17 protein-coding genes are annotated in these 16,871 nt (G+C 35.5%); 10 read left to right on the top strand and 7 right to left on the bottom strand.

The window, feature by feature from the left end; genetic code table 11:
• Window positions 1–72: 72 nt before the first annotated feature.
• The 3 genes from recO to gdhA form a co-directional block, all read right to left on the bottom strand.
• Window positions 73–786 carry a DNA repair protein RecO gene (gene recO / locus E0I26_RS01555; RefSeq protein WP_131914741.1) on the bottom strand — a complete coding sequence of 238 codons (714 nt, stop codon included), beginning with the start codon at window positions 784–786 and terminating at the stop codon, window positions 73–75.
• A 71-nt stretch (window positions 787–857) separates the two neighbouring features.
• Complete coding sequence (porZ, locus tag E0I26_RS01550) at window positions 858–3,146, bottom strand: type IX secretion system anionic LPS delivery protein PorZ (protein ID WP_131914740.1); 2,289 nt, start codon at window positions 3,144–3,146, stop codon at window positions 858–860.
• Window positions 3,147–3,456: 310 nt separating this feature from the next.
• Complete coding sequence (gene gdhA, locus E0I26_RS01545; protein WP_131914739.1) at window positions 3,457–4,800, bottom strand: NADP-specific glutamate dehydrogenase; 1,344 nt, start codon at window positions 4,798–4,800, stop codon at window positions 3,457–3,459.
• 276 nt (window positions 4,801–5,076) lie between these two features.
• On the opposite strand from gdhA, the gene E0I26_RS01540 reads away from it, so the two are divergent.
• Window positions 5,077–5,883 (top strand): THC0290_0291 family protein, encoded by an 807-nt coding sequence (locus E0I26_RS01540; protein ID WP_131914738.1) that lies wholly within the window; start codon window positions 5,077–5,079, stop codon window positions 5,881–5,883.
• A gap of 77 nt (window positions 5,884–5,960) precedes the next feature.
• Here the strand turns inward: E0I26_RS01540 and E0I26_RS01535 are convergent, their stop codons facing one another.
• Window positions 5,961–7,106 (bottom strand): cystathionine gamma-synthase, encoded by a 1,146-nt coding sequence (locus E0I26_RS01535; RefSeq protein ID WP_131914737.1) that lies wholly within the window; start codon window positions 7,104–7,106, stop codon window positions 5,961–5,963.
• Window positions 7,107–7,208: 102 nt separating this feature from the next.
• Between E0I26_RS01535 and E0I26_RS01530 the strand changes: the two genes are divergently transcribed.
• The gene (locus tag E0I26_RS01530) at window positions 7,209–7,952 is read left to right on the top strand and encodes a DUF3298 and DUF4163 domain-containing protein (RefSeq protein WP_131914736.1); all 744 of its coding nucleotides are present in this window, start codon (window positions 7,209–7,211) and stop codon (window positions 7,950–7,952) included.
• Here the strand turns inward: E0I26_RS01530 and E0I26_RS01525 are convergent.
• Both E0I26_RS01525 and E0I26_RS01520 read right to left on the bottom strand, forming a co-directional pair.
• Window positions 7,945–8,400, bottom strand: coding sequence for a DinB family protein (locus E0I26_RS01525; RefSeq protein WP_131914735.1), 456 nt, complete (start codon window positions 8,398–8,400; stop codon window positions 7,945–7,947). The genes E0I26_RS01530 and E0I26_RS01525 overlap by 8 nt on opposite strands.
• Before the next feature lie 38 nt (window positions 8,401–8,438).
• Window positions 8,439–8,894 (bottom strand): DinB family protein, encoded by a 456-nt coding sequence (locus E0I26_RS01520; protein WP_131914734.1) that lies wholly within the window; start codon window positions 8,892–8,894, stop codon window positions 8,439–8,441.
• A 76-nt stretch (window positions 8,895–8,970) separates the two neighbouring features.
• On the opposite strand from E0I26_RS01520, the gene E0I26_RS01515 reads away from it, so the two are divergent.
• From E0I26_RS01515 to nadD, 5 genes are all read left to right on the top strand, one after another.
• The gene (locus E0I26_RS01515) at window positions 8,971–9,327 is read left to right on the top strand and encodes an arsenate reductase family protein (protein WP_131914733.1); all 357 of its coding nucleotides are present in this window, start codon (window positions 8,971–8,973) and stop codon (window positions 9,325–9,327) included.
• On the top strand, window positions 9,320–10,201 hold the full coding sequence (locus E0I26_RS01510; RefSeq protein WP_131914732.1) for a DMT family transporter: 882 nt from the start codon (window positions 9,320–9,322) through the stop codon (window positions 10,199–10,201). Before E0I26_RS01515 ends, E0I26_RS01510 begins: the two co-directional genes overlap by 8 nt.
• A gap of 234 nt (window positions 10,202–10,435) precedes the next feature.
• Window positions 10,436–11,296 (top strand): YicC/YloC family endoribonuclease, encoded by an 861-nt coding sequence (locus tag E0I26_RS01505; protein ID WP_131914731.1) that lies wholly within the window; start codon window positions 10,436–10,438, stop codon window positions 11,294–11,296.
• A gap of 81 nt (window positions 11,297–11,377) precedes the next feature.
• Window positions 11,378–11,950 (top strand): guanylate kinase, encoded by a 573-nt coding sequence (gene gmk, locus E0I26_RS01500; RefSeq protein ID WP_131914730.1) that lies wholly within the window; start codon window positions 11,378–11,380, stop codon window positions 11,948–11,950.
• 98 nt (window positions 11,951–12,048) lie between these two features.
• Complete coding sequence (gene nadD, locus E0I26_RS01495; protein ID WP_131914729.1) at window positions 12,049–12,630, top strand: nicotinate (nicotinamide) nucleotide adenylyltransferase; 582 nt, start codon at window positions 12,049–12,051, stop codon at window positions 12,628–12,630.
• Here the strand turns inward: nadD and E0I26_RS01490 are convergent, their stop codons facing one another.
• Window positions 12,631–13,527 (bottom strand): LysR family transcriptional regulator, encoded by an 897-nt coding sequence (locus E0I26_RS01490; protein WP_131914728.1) that lies wholly within the window; start codon window positions 13,525–13,527, stop codon window positions 12,631–12,633.
• Window positions 13,528–13,613: 86 nt separating this feature from the next.
• Here E0I26_RS01490 and E0I26_RS01485 point away from each other — a divergent pair, with 86 nt between their 5' ends.
• From E0I26_RS01485 to E0I26_RS01475, 3 genes are all read left to right on the top strand, one after another.
• A complete protein-coding gene (locus tag E0I26_RS01485; RefSeq protein ID WP_165929387.1) occupies window positions 13,614–14,378 on the top strand; it encodes a type 1 glutamine amidotransferase domain-containing protein in 765 nt (254 codons plus the stop codon).
• Window positions 14,379–14,382: 4 nt separating this feature from the next.
• Complete coding sequence (locus tag E0I26_RS01480; RefSeq protein WP_131914727.1) at window positions 14,383–15,546, top strand: iron-containing alcohol dehydrogenase; 1,164 nt, start codon at window positions 14,383–14,385, stop codon at window positions 15,544–15,546.
• A 314-nt stretch (window positions 15,547–15,860) separates the two neighbouring features.
• Window positions 15,861–16,856 carry an NAD(P)H-dependent glycerol-3-phosphate dehydrogenase gene (locus tag E0I26_RS01475; protein ID WP_131914726.1) on the top strand — a complete coding sequence of 332 codons (996 nt, stop codon included), beginning with the start codon at window positions 15,861–15,863 and terminating at the stop codon, window positions 16,854–16,856.
• The last annotated feature ends 15 nt before the right edge of the window (window positions 16,857–16,871 follow it).

Genomic DNA, 16,871 nt, shown 5'->3' with positions numbered 1-16,871 from the left:
AGAAGAGGAAAAATAGACGAAATTGGACCGATAATTCGATAAAATGGAATCAAAATATCCTTTTATTGCTTTCTAAGAGAAAACTTCTTTCAAAACCTCCAAAGATTTTGGCTTTTTAAAGCCATCCAAATGAAAACTGTAGTAATCAATCAGTATTCTCAAAACGATTTGTCTTTCAATAACATGGAATATTTTTTGATTGTTATCGAATTTTAAATCAATCAACTTTTTAAACAAATTGCTTTCATGTTCCGTGAGCGAACTGATGGCATGAAACGGTGTAAAAATGCCCTCGGTCATTTCGAAAAAAGGCATATTCATATTAGAAATATCAGGATAAAAACCCAAATATTTTGTAGTTTCCAATAATAAAATCAGATGAAAATTGGCAATTTCATCATGGTTATCGAGCCAATGCAAAGCAGTTTCCAAAAAGGTGAACAGATGTTCATTCGTTTCTTCTTCATGAATGGAATGATGCAGCATTTCTGAAATGAACATCACAATCGTACTTTTATAAATATCCGAATGGATGGAATGAAAAGGAGACGCAATTTTTATTTCCTTGAAATTTTCTAAAGTGCCTTTGTTTTTATGAACCGCTTCAATTTCGAGAATGGTCAATGGCTGAAAATAGGCAATTTTCTGATTTGCTTTTCGGCTCGAAAAAGCATCCCGAACAAAATAGGACTTCAAACCATGAGACAACGTAAAGCATTTCACAATCAAGCTTTTTTCCTGAAATTTTAAAGACGAAATAACAATGGCTTTGGTTTTGACCTGCATTCTTTTGGTAGAGGTTATAAGTTGGAGGTTATGAGTTAAGAGTTCAAAAACTTATAACGGATAACTTTTTTTTAACGAATTATCATCACTTTTTTAACTTTTGTTTCCACTCCGTCTTGTGCCGAAATAAAAATCATATACACACCCGAAGCCACTTTGTGTTTCCCAAAAGCAGTTGTATCCCATTCTATAGTTCCGCCTTCTGAGATTTTTTCAAAAACCAGATTTCCTTCAATATCGGTGATTTTAACATTGGCTTTATCCAATAATCCCGCAATTTTAACCGTTCCTTGGTATTCCGGCCGCACCGGATTTGGATACACATAGGCGTTATTTAAAGTATCATTTGGTGCAGTCGCAGTTCCTTTGAAAGAAATTAAACCTTTGGCAGTAGCTATAAAAACTTCGCCTGTAGCGCTATTGATATCAATGTCATTTATAACATTGCTGGGCAACGGCGAATTATTTATCGTAAAATGATATTTGGTTTCCTGACCGTTTGGCGAGACCAAAAACAAACCCGAATCGGCGGTGCCAATCCATTTATTATTTGCTCCGTCAACAACAATATCCGTAATAAATTGTTCGTATAATAATTCTTGCGCCAGATTATCGTCTAAAATAATGATGGGGTTCGTTGTCATCTGGTCTTCTGTTTGAAAACTGTCTACATTCGGCAAAACCCGCAATCCTTTTGTGGTTCCTATCCAAAGCTGGTTTCTATTATCCACCACAACTACGTTTACATTTGAAATAGGCAAATTTCCGGTATCAGGACCGGCTGTTATTTTTTTGAAGACATTGTTACTTTCATTAAAACCAATAACCCCATCTTCACTTGTAGAAAGCCATTTAGTTCCATTTTTATCAATGGCAATTGTTCCAAAATTATTGTCAATAGCCGAATCCAGAATATTGTCCATAGCATAACTTTGCCATTGACCATCAGATTTGAACACTTTCAATCCATTTTTTATTCGGCTGGTGGTAACCCAAAGATTTCCTGATTTGTCAAATGCCGTTCCGTTAACCCTTATGTCTATATAATTGGGACCAACGAAGGTCAAAGACTCAAGACCACTATTGGTTTGATTGTACAAAATTGTAGGTTTATCATCTTCAATTTTTAGCAAACCCGAAAAAAAAGAACTCGCATACACTTCATTTTCATTGCTGGGATTAACTGTAATTCGGGTCATCGATTGTGCCCCTAAAACCTCTTGATAAGGAATATTCAACCATCCTGTTGCACTAAATTTGCTTATACCGTAACTGTCTAACGGATACGGATTATAATCTGCTGAATAATCTCCGTAAACCGTCCAAAGAACACTTGTCGTGGCGTCAAGGCCAAATATATTGTTCCGAGAAGGGCCAATAGGCGTTATATTTTCGAAAGTTACTCCCGAAGAAAGCGAAGCTGTAATCAATCCATTTTCTTTTGTTCCAATGAAAATAGCATCCCCAATTATTGTGGCACACGTAAAACTTGGAGTACTGTCCGTGATTTGATTTGTATTTATTTGGCGCACCAAAGCCATCTGATTGTTATAAATATAAATACTGTTCAAAGTAGTCACTATTACATAATCCGCTGTTGCTCTCATGTCCAATGAAGGCTGAGAAAGCTGGATAAATCCTGTAAAGGAATTGGAAACCGAATTAAATTTATGAATGTATCCGGAAGCATTAATAGCAAACAAATCCGTTCCAAAAGTCACAACGCTTGACCAACTTCCTGCTGCAATTGTTTCCCATTGATTGTAATCGATTAAGTTTTTATTGGAAATAGTAGCCCTTCGCATGCCGTTATTTGTGGCTGCATAGATAAATCCATTAAAAAGTGCTGTTTGGTTCACCATGATTTCGGCTCCATTATCGCCAATAAAATAAGTGTCCCCAAATTGCATGGTAGCCAGATTAAACTGAACGATTCCAAAATCACAGGAAACATAGACAATCCCTTCAAATTCCATGAAGTGATTGATTTTTTTTATATTCGGAGGAAGTTGTTTATTGATAATGTCGACCACATTCAGCATGCTTCCATCGGCTTCGTTAATGACTATTATCAGTCCGTTTTCGTATCCTACAATTGTTATATTGAATGTTGCACTGTGATATACTGATGAAATAGTCTGTCCGGAAAGCCCGTCAATAGTGTTCGTTGTTTTAATTACGTTTGTCGATACGTTTTTTGAAAACAAAGCATTTTCGGAAGCAGCAAAAACAGCCGTTGCAGATTCTGAGACATCTTTAATTTCATTGTAAGAGAAATAGCCTTGCCACGACAGGTTACTTTGGGCAAAACCCATTTGGATAAAAAGTAAAAGCAAAAAATATAAAACGCTCTTTTTCATTATTTGCATCAATATTGGTTTACAAATATAGAACAAACGAAAGTCTTAGCATTTTGTTACGCAAAAAAAAAGCCTTTCATCCATCCCCGAATCGGGATGGTGAAAGGCTTTTAAGTAAGAGATTTTTGAATGATGATTAACGATTTTTGATTTCAGATTTATTTTAAAATTAACGACCCATTTTATTATAAAAATTAAATTTTTAAATAATTTCATCTTTTTGCAAATCTGAAATCAAAAATCGTTAATCAAAAATCGTTAATCAAAAATCTTAAATATAAAGTATCAAAATTCCTTAATCAAAACAACATTACACCACTCCTTGAGCAAGCATAGCATCAGCTACTTTTACAAATCCGGCAATGTTTGCACCTTTTACATAGTTCACATATCCTTCTTCGTCAGTACCATATTTTTTACATTGATTGTGTATTCCAACCATGATTTCTTTTAATCTAGAGTCCACTTCTTCACTCGTCCAGTTTAAACGAATAGAGTTTTGCGTCATCTCTAATCCTGAAGCTGCAACACCACCTGCATTTGCTGCTTTACCAGGAGCAAAAAGCACTTTAGCTTTCAAGAACAGTTTCATAGCTTCTAAAGTACATGGCATATTCGCCGCTTCAGTTACACAAATAACACCATTAGCAATTAAGTGTTTGGCATCTTCCTCGTTCAACTCATTCTGAGTAGCACAAGGTATAGCAACATCCACTTTTACTTCCCATACACTTTTCCCTTTGTGGAAAACTGCATTTGGATATTTTTCTAAATAAGCTTCGGCTCTATTATCACCTCTGGCTCTCATTTCAAGCATGAAGTCAATTTTATCTCCAGAGATTCCTTCTTCATCATAAATATAACCATCAGGACCAGAAATAGTAACTACTTTTCCTCCAAGATCATTTACTTTTAAAGCTACTCCCCAAGCAACATTACCAAATCCAGAAATAGAGACTCTTTTTCCTTTGATGTTTTGACCAATAGTATTCAGCATTTGTTCTGCAAAATAAACCACTCCGTAACCTGTTGCTTCCGGTCTGATTAAAGAACCACCATAAGCCAATCCTTTTCCGGTTAAAACTCCGGTAAACTCATTTTTTATTCTCTTGTATTGACCAAATAAATACCCGATCTCTCTGGCTCCAACTCCGATATCCCCAGCGGGAACGTCTAATTGTGGCCCGATGTGTCTGCACAATTCAGTCATGAAAGACTGACAGAAACGCATCACTTCCCCATCAGATTTCCCTTGTGGATCAAAATCAGACCCTCCTTTTCCTCCACCCATTGGCAAAGTAGTCAAACTGTTTTTGAATACTTGTTCAAAGGCTAGAAATTTAAGCACTGATAAATTTACCGTATGATGAAAACGAATTCCACCTTTGTAAGGTCCAATTGCTGAATTCATTTGAATTCTAAAACCCCTATTCACTTGAATTTCTCCTTTATCGTCTACCCAAGGGACACGAAATATAATAGAACGCTCCGGTTCAGCTATTCTGAGAAGCAAATTTTTTCCGTCGTATTTTTTTTGCTCTGCAATAAATGGAATTACAGTCTCTGCAAATTCCCTAACAGCTTGAATAAATTCAGGTTCATTTGGATTTTTGGCCTCAACTTGAGCCATAAAATCATTTATTTTTAGTAACATAGATTATAAATAATTTAATTAAGAAAACGATTTCGTTATAATTCACAAAGATACATTTTATAAAAATATTCAGACTCTATTTTTTCGATTTCTAAATAGAATTATCTTTTTATTACCCATTTTCAAACAATTGTGTTTATGATATACTCATTTAAACCAAATGACTAGGACTTTCGTAAGTAAATAAGAATTTGTCTGCTTATTTTTAATTTTATTTTTATATTCGGTATGCATGATGTTTTCATATATTTGTCAAGATTAGAAAAGCAACCACTAATGACCAAACAAACAATCCTCATTTTAGTACTCTATTTTGGATTTTCCCCTGATTCAAACGCGCAATTCGGTGGATTTTCTCATGAAATAGGGGTGATAGCAGGGCCCGTTGCCTTTCAATCCGACTATGGGGAACGTCATGATCTTTCAACAAACGCTGGAAATACCGGTATTGGAATCGGGATTATTCACTATCTCAATTTTTCTTACAAAGCGGAATGTAACTGTTTTACGCCTGAAACTTATTTTAACGACCATTTTAAATTAAGATCAGAACTCTCTTATAATAAAACCGAATTAGAACATTTTGGAGAATGGGTAGAGCCAAACAAAACTTCTCTTGGAGCACGACAATTACGGGCAATGACGGGGAGTACGGCTGTAACTAATATCGGTATGCAACTTGAATATTTCCCTTGGAGCATTCGTGATTTCACTGCCAGAATAGGAAGTTTTGGACCCTTTATCAGTCTTGGTGGACAATTCAGCTATTATAATGCTGAAGCCTCATCAACATTAGGCCCATTAGGAACTCCCTTAACTACATTTCCTAAATATTTAACTCCAACTGACGGCCGTCCTTACGGTTTTTCTACCGAAAGCGGAACCGTGTGGTCTGTAATATCCAGTGTGGGAACTCGTTATAAATTAAGCCCATTACGAGATTTAATGGTTGATTTAAGATTTCAATATTTTTTCTCCAACTGGGTAGACGGTTTAAATCCTAATCCGGAACTTTACAAAGAAAACAAAGCGAATGACTGGTTGGTCTGGTTCAATGTGGGTTACATTTATTACTTACAATAGCGTCTAAACAACAACCATTTATAAAAAAACAAAGCCCCAATTCTGAAATTTAGAATTGGGGCTTTGTTTTTAATAATTTATGCTAACGCTTGTTTCAAGTCTTCAATCAAATCCTCAGCATCTTCTATACCTACACTTAATCGAACCAGATCATCTGTAATTCCAACTTCCTTTCGTTTGTCTTCCGGAATAGATGCGTGCGTCATTAAAGCCGGATGATTCGCTAATGATTCCACTCCACCTAAAGATTCAGCCAGTGTGAAAACATTTAATTTCTCCAGAAAATCAATCGCATCTTCTTTTTTGCCTGAAACAAAAGTAAAAGACACCATTCCTCCAAAACCACTCATTTGCTTTTTGGCAATTTCATGATACGGATGGCTTGGTAACCCAGGATAATATACTGTTTTAACCTTTGGATGGTTATTCAAAAATTCCACTACTTTTCCTCCATTTTCACAATGTCTTTCGACACGCAAATGCAAGGTTTTAATTCCTCTTAATACCAAGAAACTGTCCATTGGCCCCAATGTTGCTCCAGTCGCAAATTGTTGAAAATGCAATTGTTCTCCAAGTGCTTCATCTTTTACAATCAAAGCGCCGGCAATAACATCAGAATGGCCTCCCAAATATTTAGTCGCCGAATGCATCACGATATCAGCTCCCAGGTCTAATGGTTTTTGCAAATAAGGTGTCGCAAAAGTATTATCAACAGCAAAAAGGATTTTCTTTTCCTTGGTAATTTTTGCAATTTCTTGAATATCGGCCAATTTCATCAAAGGATTCGTTGGTGTTTCTACCCAAACCAGTTTCGTGTTTTCGTTGATTAATGACTTGAATTTCTCTAGGTCATTCATGTCCACAAAATGGAATTTTATACCGGAATTTTTATAAATACGGGTAAACATTCTATACGTTCCACCATACAAATCATCCATGGAAATGATTTCGTCACCAGCTTTAAAAGAACGTAAAACACAATCTGTGGCAGCTAATCCTGACGAAAAAGCCAATCCTCGTGTTCCATTTTCAATACTTGCCAATGCGTTTTCCAAAGCACTTCTGGTAGGATTTGCAGCTCTACTGTACTCATAATCCGGATTTATAGGCTGTCCCGGACTGGTTTGTACAAATGTTGACGTTTGATATACTGGCGGCATAACTGCTCCCGTACTTGGATCATGATGCTGACCTCCGTGAATAACCTTCGTATTGAATTTCATATCTTTTAATTTTAAAATGCTAAATAACTTCACAAATTTACCCTTTAATTTATTTTAACCAAGCAACAAGAGGTACCTTTGTATTTAATTAACAATTTTGAGATGAAACACTTTATAATTTATACTTTATTCCTTTTTTTAATAACAGGTTGTTCCAATGAATTGGCTTTTAAAGACCAATCTTTTCAAAAAAAAACAACTTTACCCTGCAAAGAAAATTGTCCTGAGATAACTGTAAAAATCCCTGTTGCAAAAAATGATCCTATTGTAGCGGACAGCATCAATAAAAAAGTGTTTTCAGTATTGAAAGAGATTATTTATTTTGGCGAAAAACCATATACATCAACAGATTATGATGGATTGTTAGCCTCATTTATCGATTCCTATGAGAAACTCCAAAAAGATTTCCCGAATGATACCTTTGGCTGGGAAGCTGAAATTAAAGGAAGTGTAAAATACCAGTCCGAAAGTGTTTTGAATATAGAAATCAACCATTACACCTATACGGGTGGCGCTCACGGATATCAAGGATTGCGTTCACTACTTTTTGACCCCACTACCGGAAAATCCATTTCGAATGAGGAATTGTTCAATGACAAGGATGCTTTTATGGCTTTCGCCGAAAAAAAATTCAGAGCCAAATATAAGATTCCAACAAACAAATCAATCAATGCAACCGGATTGATGTTTGAAGACGAGAAATTCAATCTCCCCCAAAATATTTTTTATACCGATAAAGGGTTGCTGCTTTATTACAATTCGTATGAAGCGGCATCGTATGCTGATGGTCCAAAAGAATTATTATTGCCTTATACCGAAGTGAATGATTATTTGGCGGTTAAATAAATTTTCGGATACTCATCATCATTCCGGCGTGAAGTGCTTCGTGATAGACATTAAAAACCATCGCATCTTCGGCAGTTTTTATCGTAAAACCAGTCATGGTTGTAAATTCCTGGAAATCTTTGAATACTTTTTTCTCTAAATCCGCTTTGGTTTGATTGATGGTTTCAAAAAGAAATGACTGAATTTCATCTACATCAGCTTGCGTTGCGTCTTGTTCCGGCTTGGTCCCTCTTTTATATTTTTCGACCATCTCATCTGAAATCATCATAGGCAAACCTGACAATTTGTAAACCAACATTTGCTGAACCACCACAATATGCCCAATATTCCAAATCAGATTATTGCTATAGCCTTTCGGAATTGTGTTGAGTTGCTCTAATGTATATCCTTGTAAAAACTTTGACAAGGTATTTCTACTGTTTTCGGTAACGCTGAATGTTTGATTCATTTTTCTATTTTTTTGATAAAATAATTATTTTTTTTGACTTAAATAAACTTTCTAATACTCATAATCACTCCCGTATGTAGTGCTTCATGATAGTTATTAAAAGATAAAGCATCTTCAATACTTTTAATAGTTAAGCCTATTGAAGTGGTATATTCCTGATAATTTTTAAAAATTTCATTATTAAAATCAACTTCGGTTTGATGGATGGTTTCAAAAAGTAACGACCGAATTTCTCTCACCTCAGCCTGAGTAACATCTTGAACCGGCTTGGTTCCTCCTTTGTATTTATCGAACAACTCGTCTGATATAATCATAGGCACTCCCGAAAATTTATAGACCAACTTTTGTTGTGTAACCACAATGTGAGCGATATTCCAAATCAAATTATTATTAAATCCCAGAGCCATTTTATTCAATTGTTCCAAAGTATAATTTTCCAGAAATTGTGACAACACTTTTCTACTCGCTTTGGCAATATCGAATGTTTGATGCATTTTTTTATTTTTTTGATAAAAATAATCATTTTCCGTATCAAATGATTTTTCTTTGCACAAAGAAATTGCTATTTACATGGACAAAATATACTATCTCGCTTCTTGCGATACCTGCAGAAAAATCATAAAATCATTACCGAAAGATCATAACTTGAAGTTTCACGACATCAAACAAGACCCAATTACTGTAGCAGAATTGGAACAAATGCGCGAACTTTCCGGAAGTTACGAAGCGCTTTTCAGCAAAAAGGCACAGTTGTACAAATCAATGGATTTAAAGAATAAATCGTTGACTGAAGACGATTACAAAAAATACATTTTGGAACATTACACCTTTTTGAGTCGTCCTGTTTTTATTATCAAAGACAAGATTTACATTGGCAACACACAACAAAACATGCATCAAGTAATGCTTGCTTTTGCAAATGTCTAAAAGAAATCTCGCACTTATTGGCGCCACCTTTGTTTCCTTGATTTATGGCGTTACGTTTACCATTGCCAAAGATGTCATGCCATTATATATTGACGCCTATGGCTTTATCCTGTTGCGCGCCGGCGGTTCGATGATTTTGTTTTGGTTGGTTTGGCTTTTTATGCCGAAAGAGAAAATTGCGTTCAATGATTTTCCTCGAATTATTGCAGCGGCTTTCTTCGGCGTGGCTTTCAATATGCTTACATTTTTCAAAGGATTAAGCCTCACTTCTCCCATTAGTGCCGCGGTAATCATGGTTTCGACACCGATGATTGTCTTGACACTTTCTGCATTGATTATGAAGGAACGCATGCAAAAACGAATGGTTTTCGGGATTATCCTTGGTCTGATAGGGACTGCTTTTCTAATTCTGTACGGAAAATCCATCGGTAGCGCCACAAACGCCGGATTGGGAAATTTTCTGGTTTTGGTCAACGCCATTTCCTATGGATTCTACCTGATTATCGTCAAGAAATTAATGGATAAATACAATGCCTTTACGTTTGTAAAATGGATTTATTTATTCGGTTTTATTATGGTTTTGCCTTTTGGCTGGGGCCAATTTCAAACTGTTGAATGGGCTTTGGTTCCCATGGATATTTGCTGGAAAATAGGATTTGTGGTGGTTTTTTCAACATTCCTGACCTATTTACTGAATTTGCTTTCGATGAAAGAATTAAAACCAACCACGGTTGCCGTTTTTATTTATTTACAACCGCTATTCGCAACTATTTTTGCGATAAGCTTGGGGAAAGACGAATTGAGTTTGGTGAAAATTGGTTCGGCAGTTTTGATATTTGTGGGGGTCTATTTAGTGACACAGAAGAAAAATTAGTTTTCAATCTCAGTAAAAAACCAAAAAAGACACCTGATAAAATTCCTTTAGTAAAAAACATTTCTTCTTAAATGTCCTTTCATTTCTTATATGTTTAAAAAACACATTAAAAATTTAACCATAGAAGGCATTTGAGAAAATATAAGCTTTAAACAAATCCAATCTGTTCAAAAACAACTGAAAACTGACCACTGACCACTTTTTTATTATCTTTGACCTCTTTTAGAAAATTATATGATACAATCAATGACGGGTTTTGGTAAAGCGACTTTGCAATTACCAACCAAAAAAATCACGGTAGAAGTAAAATCCTTAAACAGTAAAGGTTTGGATTTGAATGTGAGAATGCCTTCGCTGTACCGCGAAATGGAATTGGGTTTACGCAACCAAATCGCACTAAAACTGGAAAGAGGAAAAGTAGATTTTTCTATTTTTATCGAAAGTACCGCCGAACAAACTTCTACGAAAGTGAATGTGCCGATTGTAAAAGCCTACATCAACCAATTGAGAGAAGTGTATGCCGATGCCGATGAAACGGAACTAATGAAAATGGCTGTTCGCATGCCGGATACCATGAAAATAGAACGTGATGAAATTGATGAAAACGACTGGGTACAAATCCAAACCGTTATCGAAGAAGCATTACAAAACATCTTGAACTTTAGAAGAGATGAAGGAATGTCTTTAGAAAAAGAATTTCAATTGCGAATTGGTAACATTCGTCAATACATGACCGAAGCTTTGGCTCTTGATCCAGAACGCGTTCAAGCGATAAAAGACCGTTTGCAAACTGCAATATCAGAACTTAAAGTAAATGTAGACGAAAATCGTTTCGAGCAGGAATTGATTTATTATTTAGAGAAATTAGACATCACCGAAGAAAAAGTACGTTTGACGAATCACTTGGATTATTTCTTGGAAACCATCAACGGAACAGAAGCTAACGGTAGAAAATTAGGTTTTATTACCCAAGAAATGGGACGTGAAATCAACACGATGGGTTCTAAATCCAATCACGCACAAATGCAAAAATTAGTCGTTCAGATGAAAGACGAATTGGAAAAAATCAAGGAACAGGTATTAAACGTATTGTAAAACATATTAGATAGAGACGCGATTCATCGCGTCTTTATGCATAAAGACAGGAGCATTTTGCGACTAGAATTAAATAACAACATGAGCACAGGAGGAAAATTAATCGTTTTTTCGGCACCATCGGGATCGGGGAAAACCACTATAGTTAGACATTTATTAAGCAAAGAAGATTTGAATCTTGAATTTTCGATTTCGGCAGCTTCCCGCGAACCAAGAGGCGAAGAAGTAAACGGAAAAGATTATTATTTCATGTCTACCGAGGAATTTAAAAAACACATCAAGAACGAAGACTTTCTGGAATGGGAAGAAGTCTATCGCGATAATTTCTACGGAACCCTCAAAAGTGAAGTGGAACGTATTTGGTCCAAAGGAAAAAATGTAATTTTTGATATTGATGTATCTGGCGGATTGCGGATCAAGCATAAATTCCCGGAAGAAACTTTAGCCGTTTTCGTGAAACCACCAAGCGTGGATGAACTAAAAAGAAGATTAAAGGAACGTTCTACCGAAAGCGACGATAAAATCAATATGCGTATCGCTAAAGCCTCTGTTGAACTAGCAACGGCACCGCAATTTGATGTGATTATAAAAAACTACGATTTAGATATTGCTTTGGAAGAAGCGTATCAATTGGTGAAAAATTTTGTGAAATAAAAAAGTTAGGCGTTAGATGTTATAGGTTAAGCGTTAGAACTTCCCGCCTCATAACACCTAACTTTTAACACCTAACTTTTAACCTCTAACTTTCAAACATGAAAATAGGTCTGTATTTCGGAACGTTTAATCCCATACATGTTGGGCATCTCATCATTGCCAATCACATGGCGGAGCATGCCGATTTAGACCAAGTTTGGATGGTGGTCACGCCACACAATCCTTTGAAGAAAAAAAGCACGTTGCTCGATGATTACCATCGGTTACAAATGGTACATCTTGCCTCAGAAGATTTTCCAAAAATAAAACCTTCGGATATTGAGTTTAAATTGTCACAACCCAATTATACCGTGAATACGTTAGTTCACTTACAGGAAAAATATCCAAATTACGAGTTCTCCTTAATCATGGGCGAAGACAATCTCAGGTCGTTGCACAAATGGAAAAACTACGAAGCAATTCTGGCACATCATGAAATTTATGTCTATCCTCGAATTTCAACCGAAGCAGAAAATGCAACTTTCAAAAACCATCCAAAAATTCATATGATTGATGCTCCGGTTGTTGAAATATCATCGACATTTATTCGGGACAATATCAAAAAAGGAAAAAATGTGCAGCCTTTGTTACCAACAAAAGTCTGGGAATATATTGACCATAATAACTTTTATAAAAAGTAATTATCCCAAAACTCTTTTTAATTCTACTTCAATATTCTGAAAAATTATACTCAGATTTTCATTTTTACCTGACAATAAAAACACTTCTGTACTAGGCATTTGCTTGCTGTTCCACAACAATTGGATTTTTTTTTCATCCATTAAACTTTTCGCATTGCAATCCCAAACGACAGCGATTCCGGTATTTTTAGAAATTATTTCCAGCATTTCATATTCGGATGGAATGATGTAATTGGGAATCATCGACGGTCTTTTTTTGTTAAAAACATGCAACCAGAACAATTTAATATGTGGAATCTGCGCATTGTGACTGAACCATTTTTGGTCGTTTAACCAATGTTCTATTGCAGAGAAATCTTTTATTTTGATATTGGATTTTAATTCGGAAGCATCGATAGTGTTTGAACCTACAATCACTTGCTTAATTTCCCCGACCTTTTTCTGAATGGTGTCAAACGTGTCATATTTTTTGGTGACAACCGCAAAATCTAATTTTTTAGAATCGACCAATTCAAAAAGCGCATCGTCATGATGAAAACTAAAATCGATAAATTCAAATTTTGAAACCAAGGCACTTCCCAAACTGCTCATCAAATGCTTTGAGATTCCAATTGAAATTAATCGATTCGCATTAAATGCTTTGGCACGAAAACCATTCTCCACATTTTCCAATCGGTCTAACGCCTCGATGATTAAATTATTGAGTAACTTAGCGTATTCCGTTGATTCTACGCCTTTAGACTTTCGATTGAAAAGTTTATAACCTACATGCGCTTCCAACATTGATATTTGCTGACTAACAGCAGGTTGACTGATAAATAATTCTTTGGCAGCCAAAGAAAAATTGCCATTTTTATAAACAGATTTAAACGTTCGGTACCATTCCAGACTGACCATGATATAAATATATTTATCACAAACATAATTTAAATTATTTTTACTAATAGCATATTCGTCCTAAATTTGTATAAACAAAATTAGAAATGAAGAAAATCGCATTATTTGCCCTTATAGCATTAACCGTAAGTTGCATTAGAGCAACTGCACAAAATAAAAAAAGTATGAAAAAGGTATTATTTGTTGTTACCAGTCACGATAAATTAGGTAACACGGGAGAAAAAACAGGATTTTGGACAGAAGAATTTGCCGCACCTTACTACGAATTATTAGATAAAGGAGTTGCCATTGATGTCGCTACTCCGCTAGGTGGACAACCACCTATTGATCCAAAAAGTGAAGACCCATCAGCAGCTACGGAGGATACCAAAAGATTTGACAGCGATACCGAATTATTGGCAAAACTGAAAAACACAAAAAAATTAGCGGATGTAAAAGAGTCTGATTATGATGCGGTTTTCTATCCGGGAGGTCACGGTCCGTTATGGGATTTGACAACTGATAAAAATTCAATTGCCTTAATCGAGGCATTTTATACAAACAATAAACCCGTTGCTTTTGTTTGTCATGCACCTGCAGTTCTTAAAAGCGTGAAAGCAAATGGAGAATTTTTAGTAAAAGGTAAAAAAGTAACCGGATTTTCTAATACCGAAGAAGCCGCTGTAGGTTTGACTGACGTAGTTCCATTTTTATTAGAAGATGCTTTACAGGCCAATGGCGCGACGTATTCAAAGGCTGCAGACTGGCATCCTTATGCCGTAGAAGATGGACTATTGATTACGGGTCAAAACCCGGCTTCATCCAAACTAGTTGCAGAAAAACTATTAAACCAATTGAATTCAAAAAAATAAAAACATGTTAAACTTCGAATTATACAATCCTACTAATTTAATTTTTGGAAAAGGACAAATTGAAAAACTTTCCACTTTGGTGCCACAAGGAGCAAAAATCCTTCTCGCGTATGGTGGCGGAAGTATTTTTAAAAATGGAATCCATGAACAAGTAATCAACACGCTAAAAGGTTTTGAAATAGTGGAGTTTGGTGGAATTGAACCAAATCCACATTTTGAAACATTGATGAAAGCGGTTGCAGTTATCAAAGAACAAAAAATAGATTTTATCCTTGCTGTAGGTGGAGGTTCCGTAATTGATGGGGTAAAATTCATTTCGGCAGCCGTACATTTTGACGGAAATCCAATGGATATCCTTCAAAAGAGATTATTGATTAAAGATTTGTCTAAAGTGGTTCCTTTTGGAACTGTTCTAACGCTTCCGGCTACTGGAAGTGAGATGAATTCCGGCGCCGTAGTTACGATTGAATCTACGCAAGAAAAATTAGCTTTTGGTGGTTCTGCTTTATTTCCAAAATTTTCTATTTGCGATCCAACCGTAATTGAATCTTTGCCAAAAAGACAATTGCAAAACGGAGTTGTAGATGCATACACCCATGTTTTGGAACAGTATTTAACGTATCCGCATGAAGGGTATCTTCAAGACCGAATCGCAGAGAGTATTTTACAAACCTTGATTCAAATAGGTCCTGAAGTGGTTGAGAATCCCAAAGATTATGCTTTGGCTTCTAATTTTATGTGGAGTTGTACTATGGCTTTGAATGGATTAATCCAAAAAGGAGTTCCTTCGGATTGGGCAACGCACATGATTGGTCATGAATTAACAGCTTTGTATGGAATCGATCACGCCAGAACCTTGGCTGTTGTGGGTCCAAATTTATACCGAGTGATGTTTGAAACTAAAAAAGGAAAACTGGCACAATACGGAAAACGTATTTTCAATTTAACTGGAACTGAAGACGAAATCGCAAACGAAGCCATCAACAAAACAGTTGAATTTTTCCATACGATGGGAATGGAAACCAAATTATCCGATTACACTAAAGAGTTTGATAAAACGGCTGATTTTATTGTAAATCGTTTTGAAGAAAGAGGTTGGTTGGGATTGGGAGAAAAACAAAATATCACTTTAGAAAAGGTGAAATCAATTGTTGAAATGAGTTATTAATTCAAATAACTATAGTACTGATTGAAGCTGTTTAAAATAAAAGGCGTTCTCATTTTATATGGGAACGCCTTTTAAAATTCTAAACTATAACTAACTAATTCAATTCGCATTATTCTGTTAAATTGTTAAACAATGAACAACAAGAACGAAATACCAGTACTTATATTGTGTTAAAAAACAAAAAAAATTAAAATTATTTTTTACTCGTTATAATTGCCGTATTTCCAAAACGTTTAAAAACAAACGTTCTTGTTCTAATTTAATTTGTATCATCAGTACTTTTTTAAGTACTTTTGATTAAATTCAATAAAAAAATGGCTGAAAATATAAAATTCGCAGTAATAGGTGGTGGAAGTTGGGCGACAGCGATAGCAAAAATGTTATGTGTAAATCTTACCGAAATTTCATGGTATATGCGTAATGAAGCTGCTATTGAACACATTAAAACGTACAAACACAATCCAAACTATTTGAGTTCTGTAGAATTCGACATCAATAAACTGAAACTGACCAGCGATATCAATGAAGCTGTAGCGTATGCAGATTACATCATTTTTGCTATTCCCTCTGCTTTTTTAGATGGTGAGTTAGAAAAATTAACGGTTTCTTTGAAAGATAAAATCATTTTTTCAGCGATTAAAGGAATTGTTCCGGAAACGAGTTTAATTGTGGGAGAACATTTCCATGTGAAATATGATATTCCTTACTACAACATCGGTGTAATTACTGGTCCTTGTCATGCAGAAGAGGTAGCAATGGAACGTCTTTCTTATCTTACCATTGCGTGTGGCGATCCCGATAAAGCTAAAGTTGTTGCTAAAAATTTATCTGGAAATTATATCAAGACTAAAATTACAGATGACATTATAGGAACGGAATATGCAGCCATGCTTAAAAATATTTATGCCATTGCAGCGGGAATTGCTCATGGTTTGGGTTATGGTGATAATTTCCAATCGGTGTTGATGAGTAATGGGATTCGAGAGATGAAAAAATTCATCAAGAAAGTCCATAAAATGAAACGTAACATCAATGATTCCGCTTATTTAGGCGATTTATTGGTTACCGGTTATTCGGTATTTTCCAGAAACAGAATGTTCGGAAATATGATTGGCAAAGGCTATACGGTTAAATCAGCAATGATGGAAATGAGTATGGTTGCCGAAGGGTATTATGCCGTAAAAAGCGCGTACAAACTCAATCAGGCTTACGGTGCCAAAACGCCAATTATTGATGCCGTTTACAGTATTTTATACGAAGGACAGGACGCTAAAGCCGTGTTTAAGAAACTTACTGATAAACTGGATTAATTCAGCTACAGATTT

Origin of the sequence: Flavobacterium rhamnosiphilum, from assembly GCF_004349195.1 — a bacterium.
In the GTDB taxonomy this organism is placed as follows: domain Bacteria; phylum Bacteroidota; class Bacteroidia; order Flavobacteriales; family Flavobacteriaceae; genus Flavobacterium; species Flavobacterium rhamnosiphilum.
Note: the sequence above shows the minus strand (reverse complement) of the source record. Positions and strands in the feature narration are given on the sequence as shown.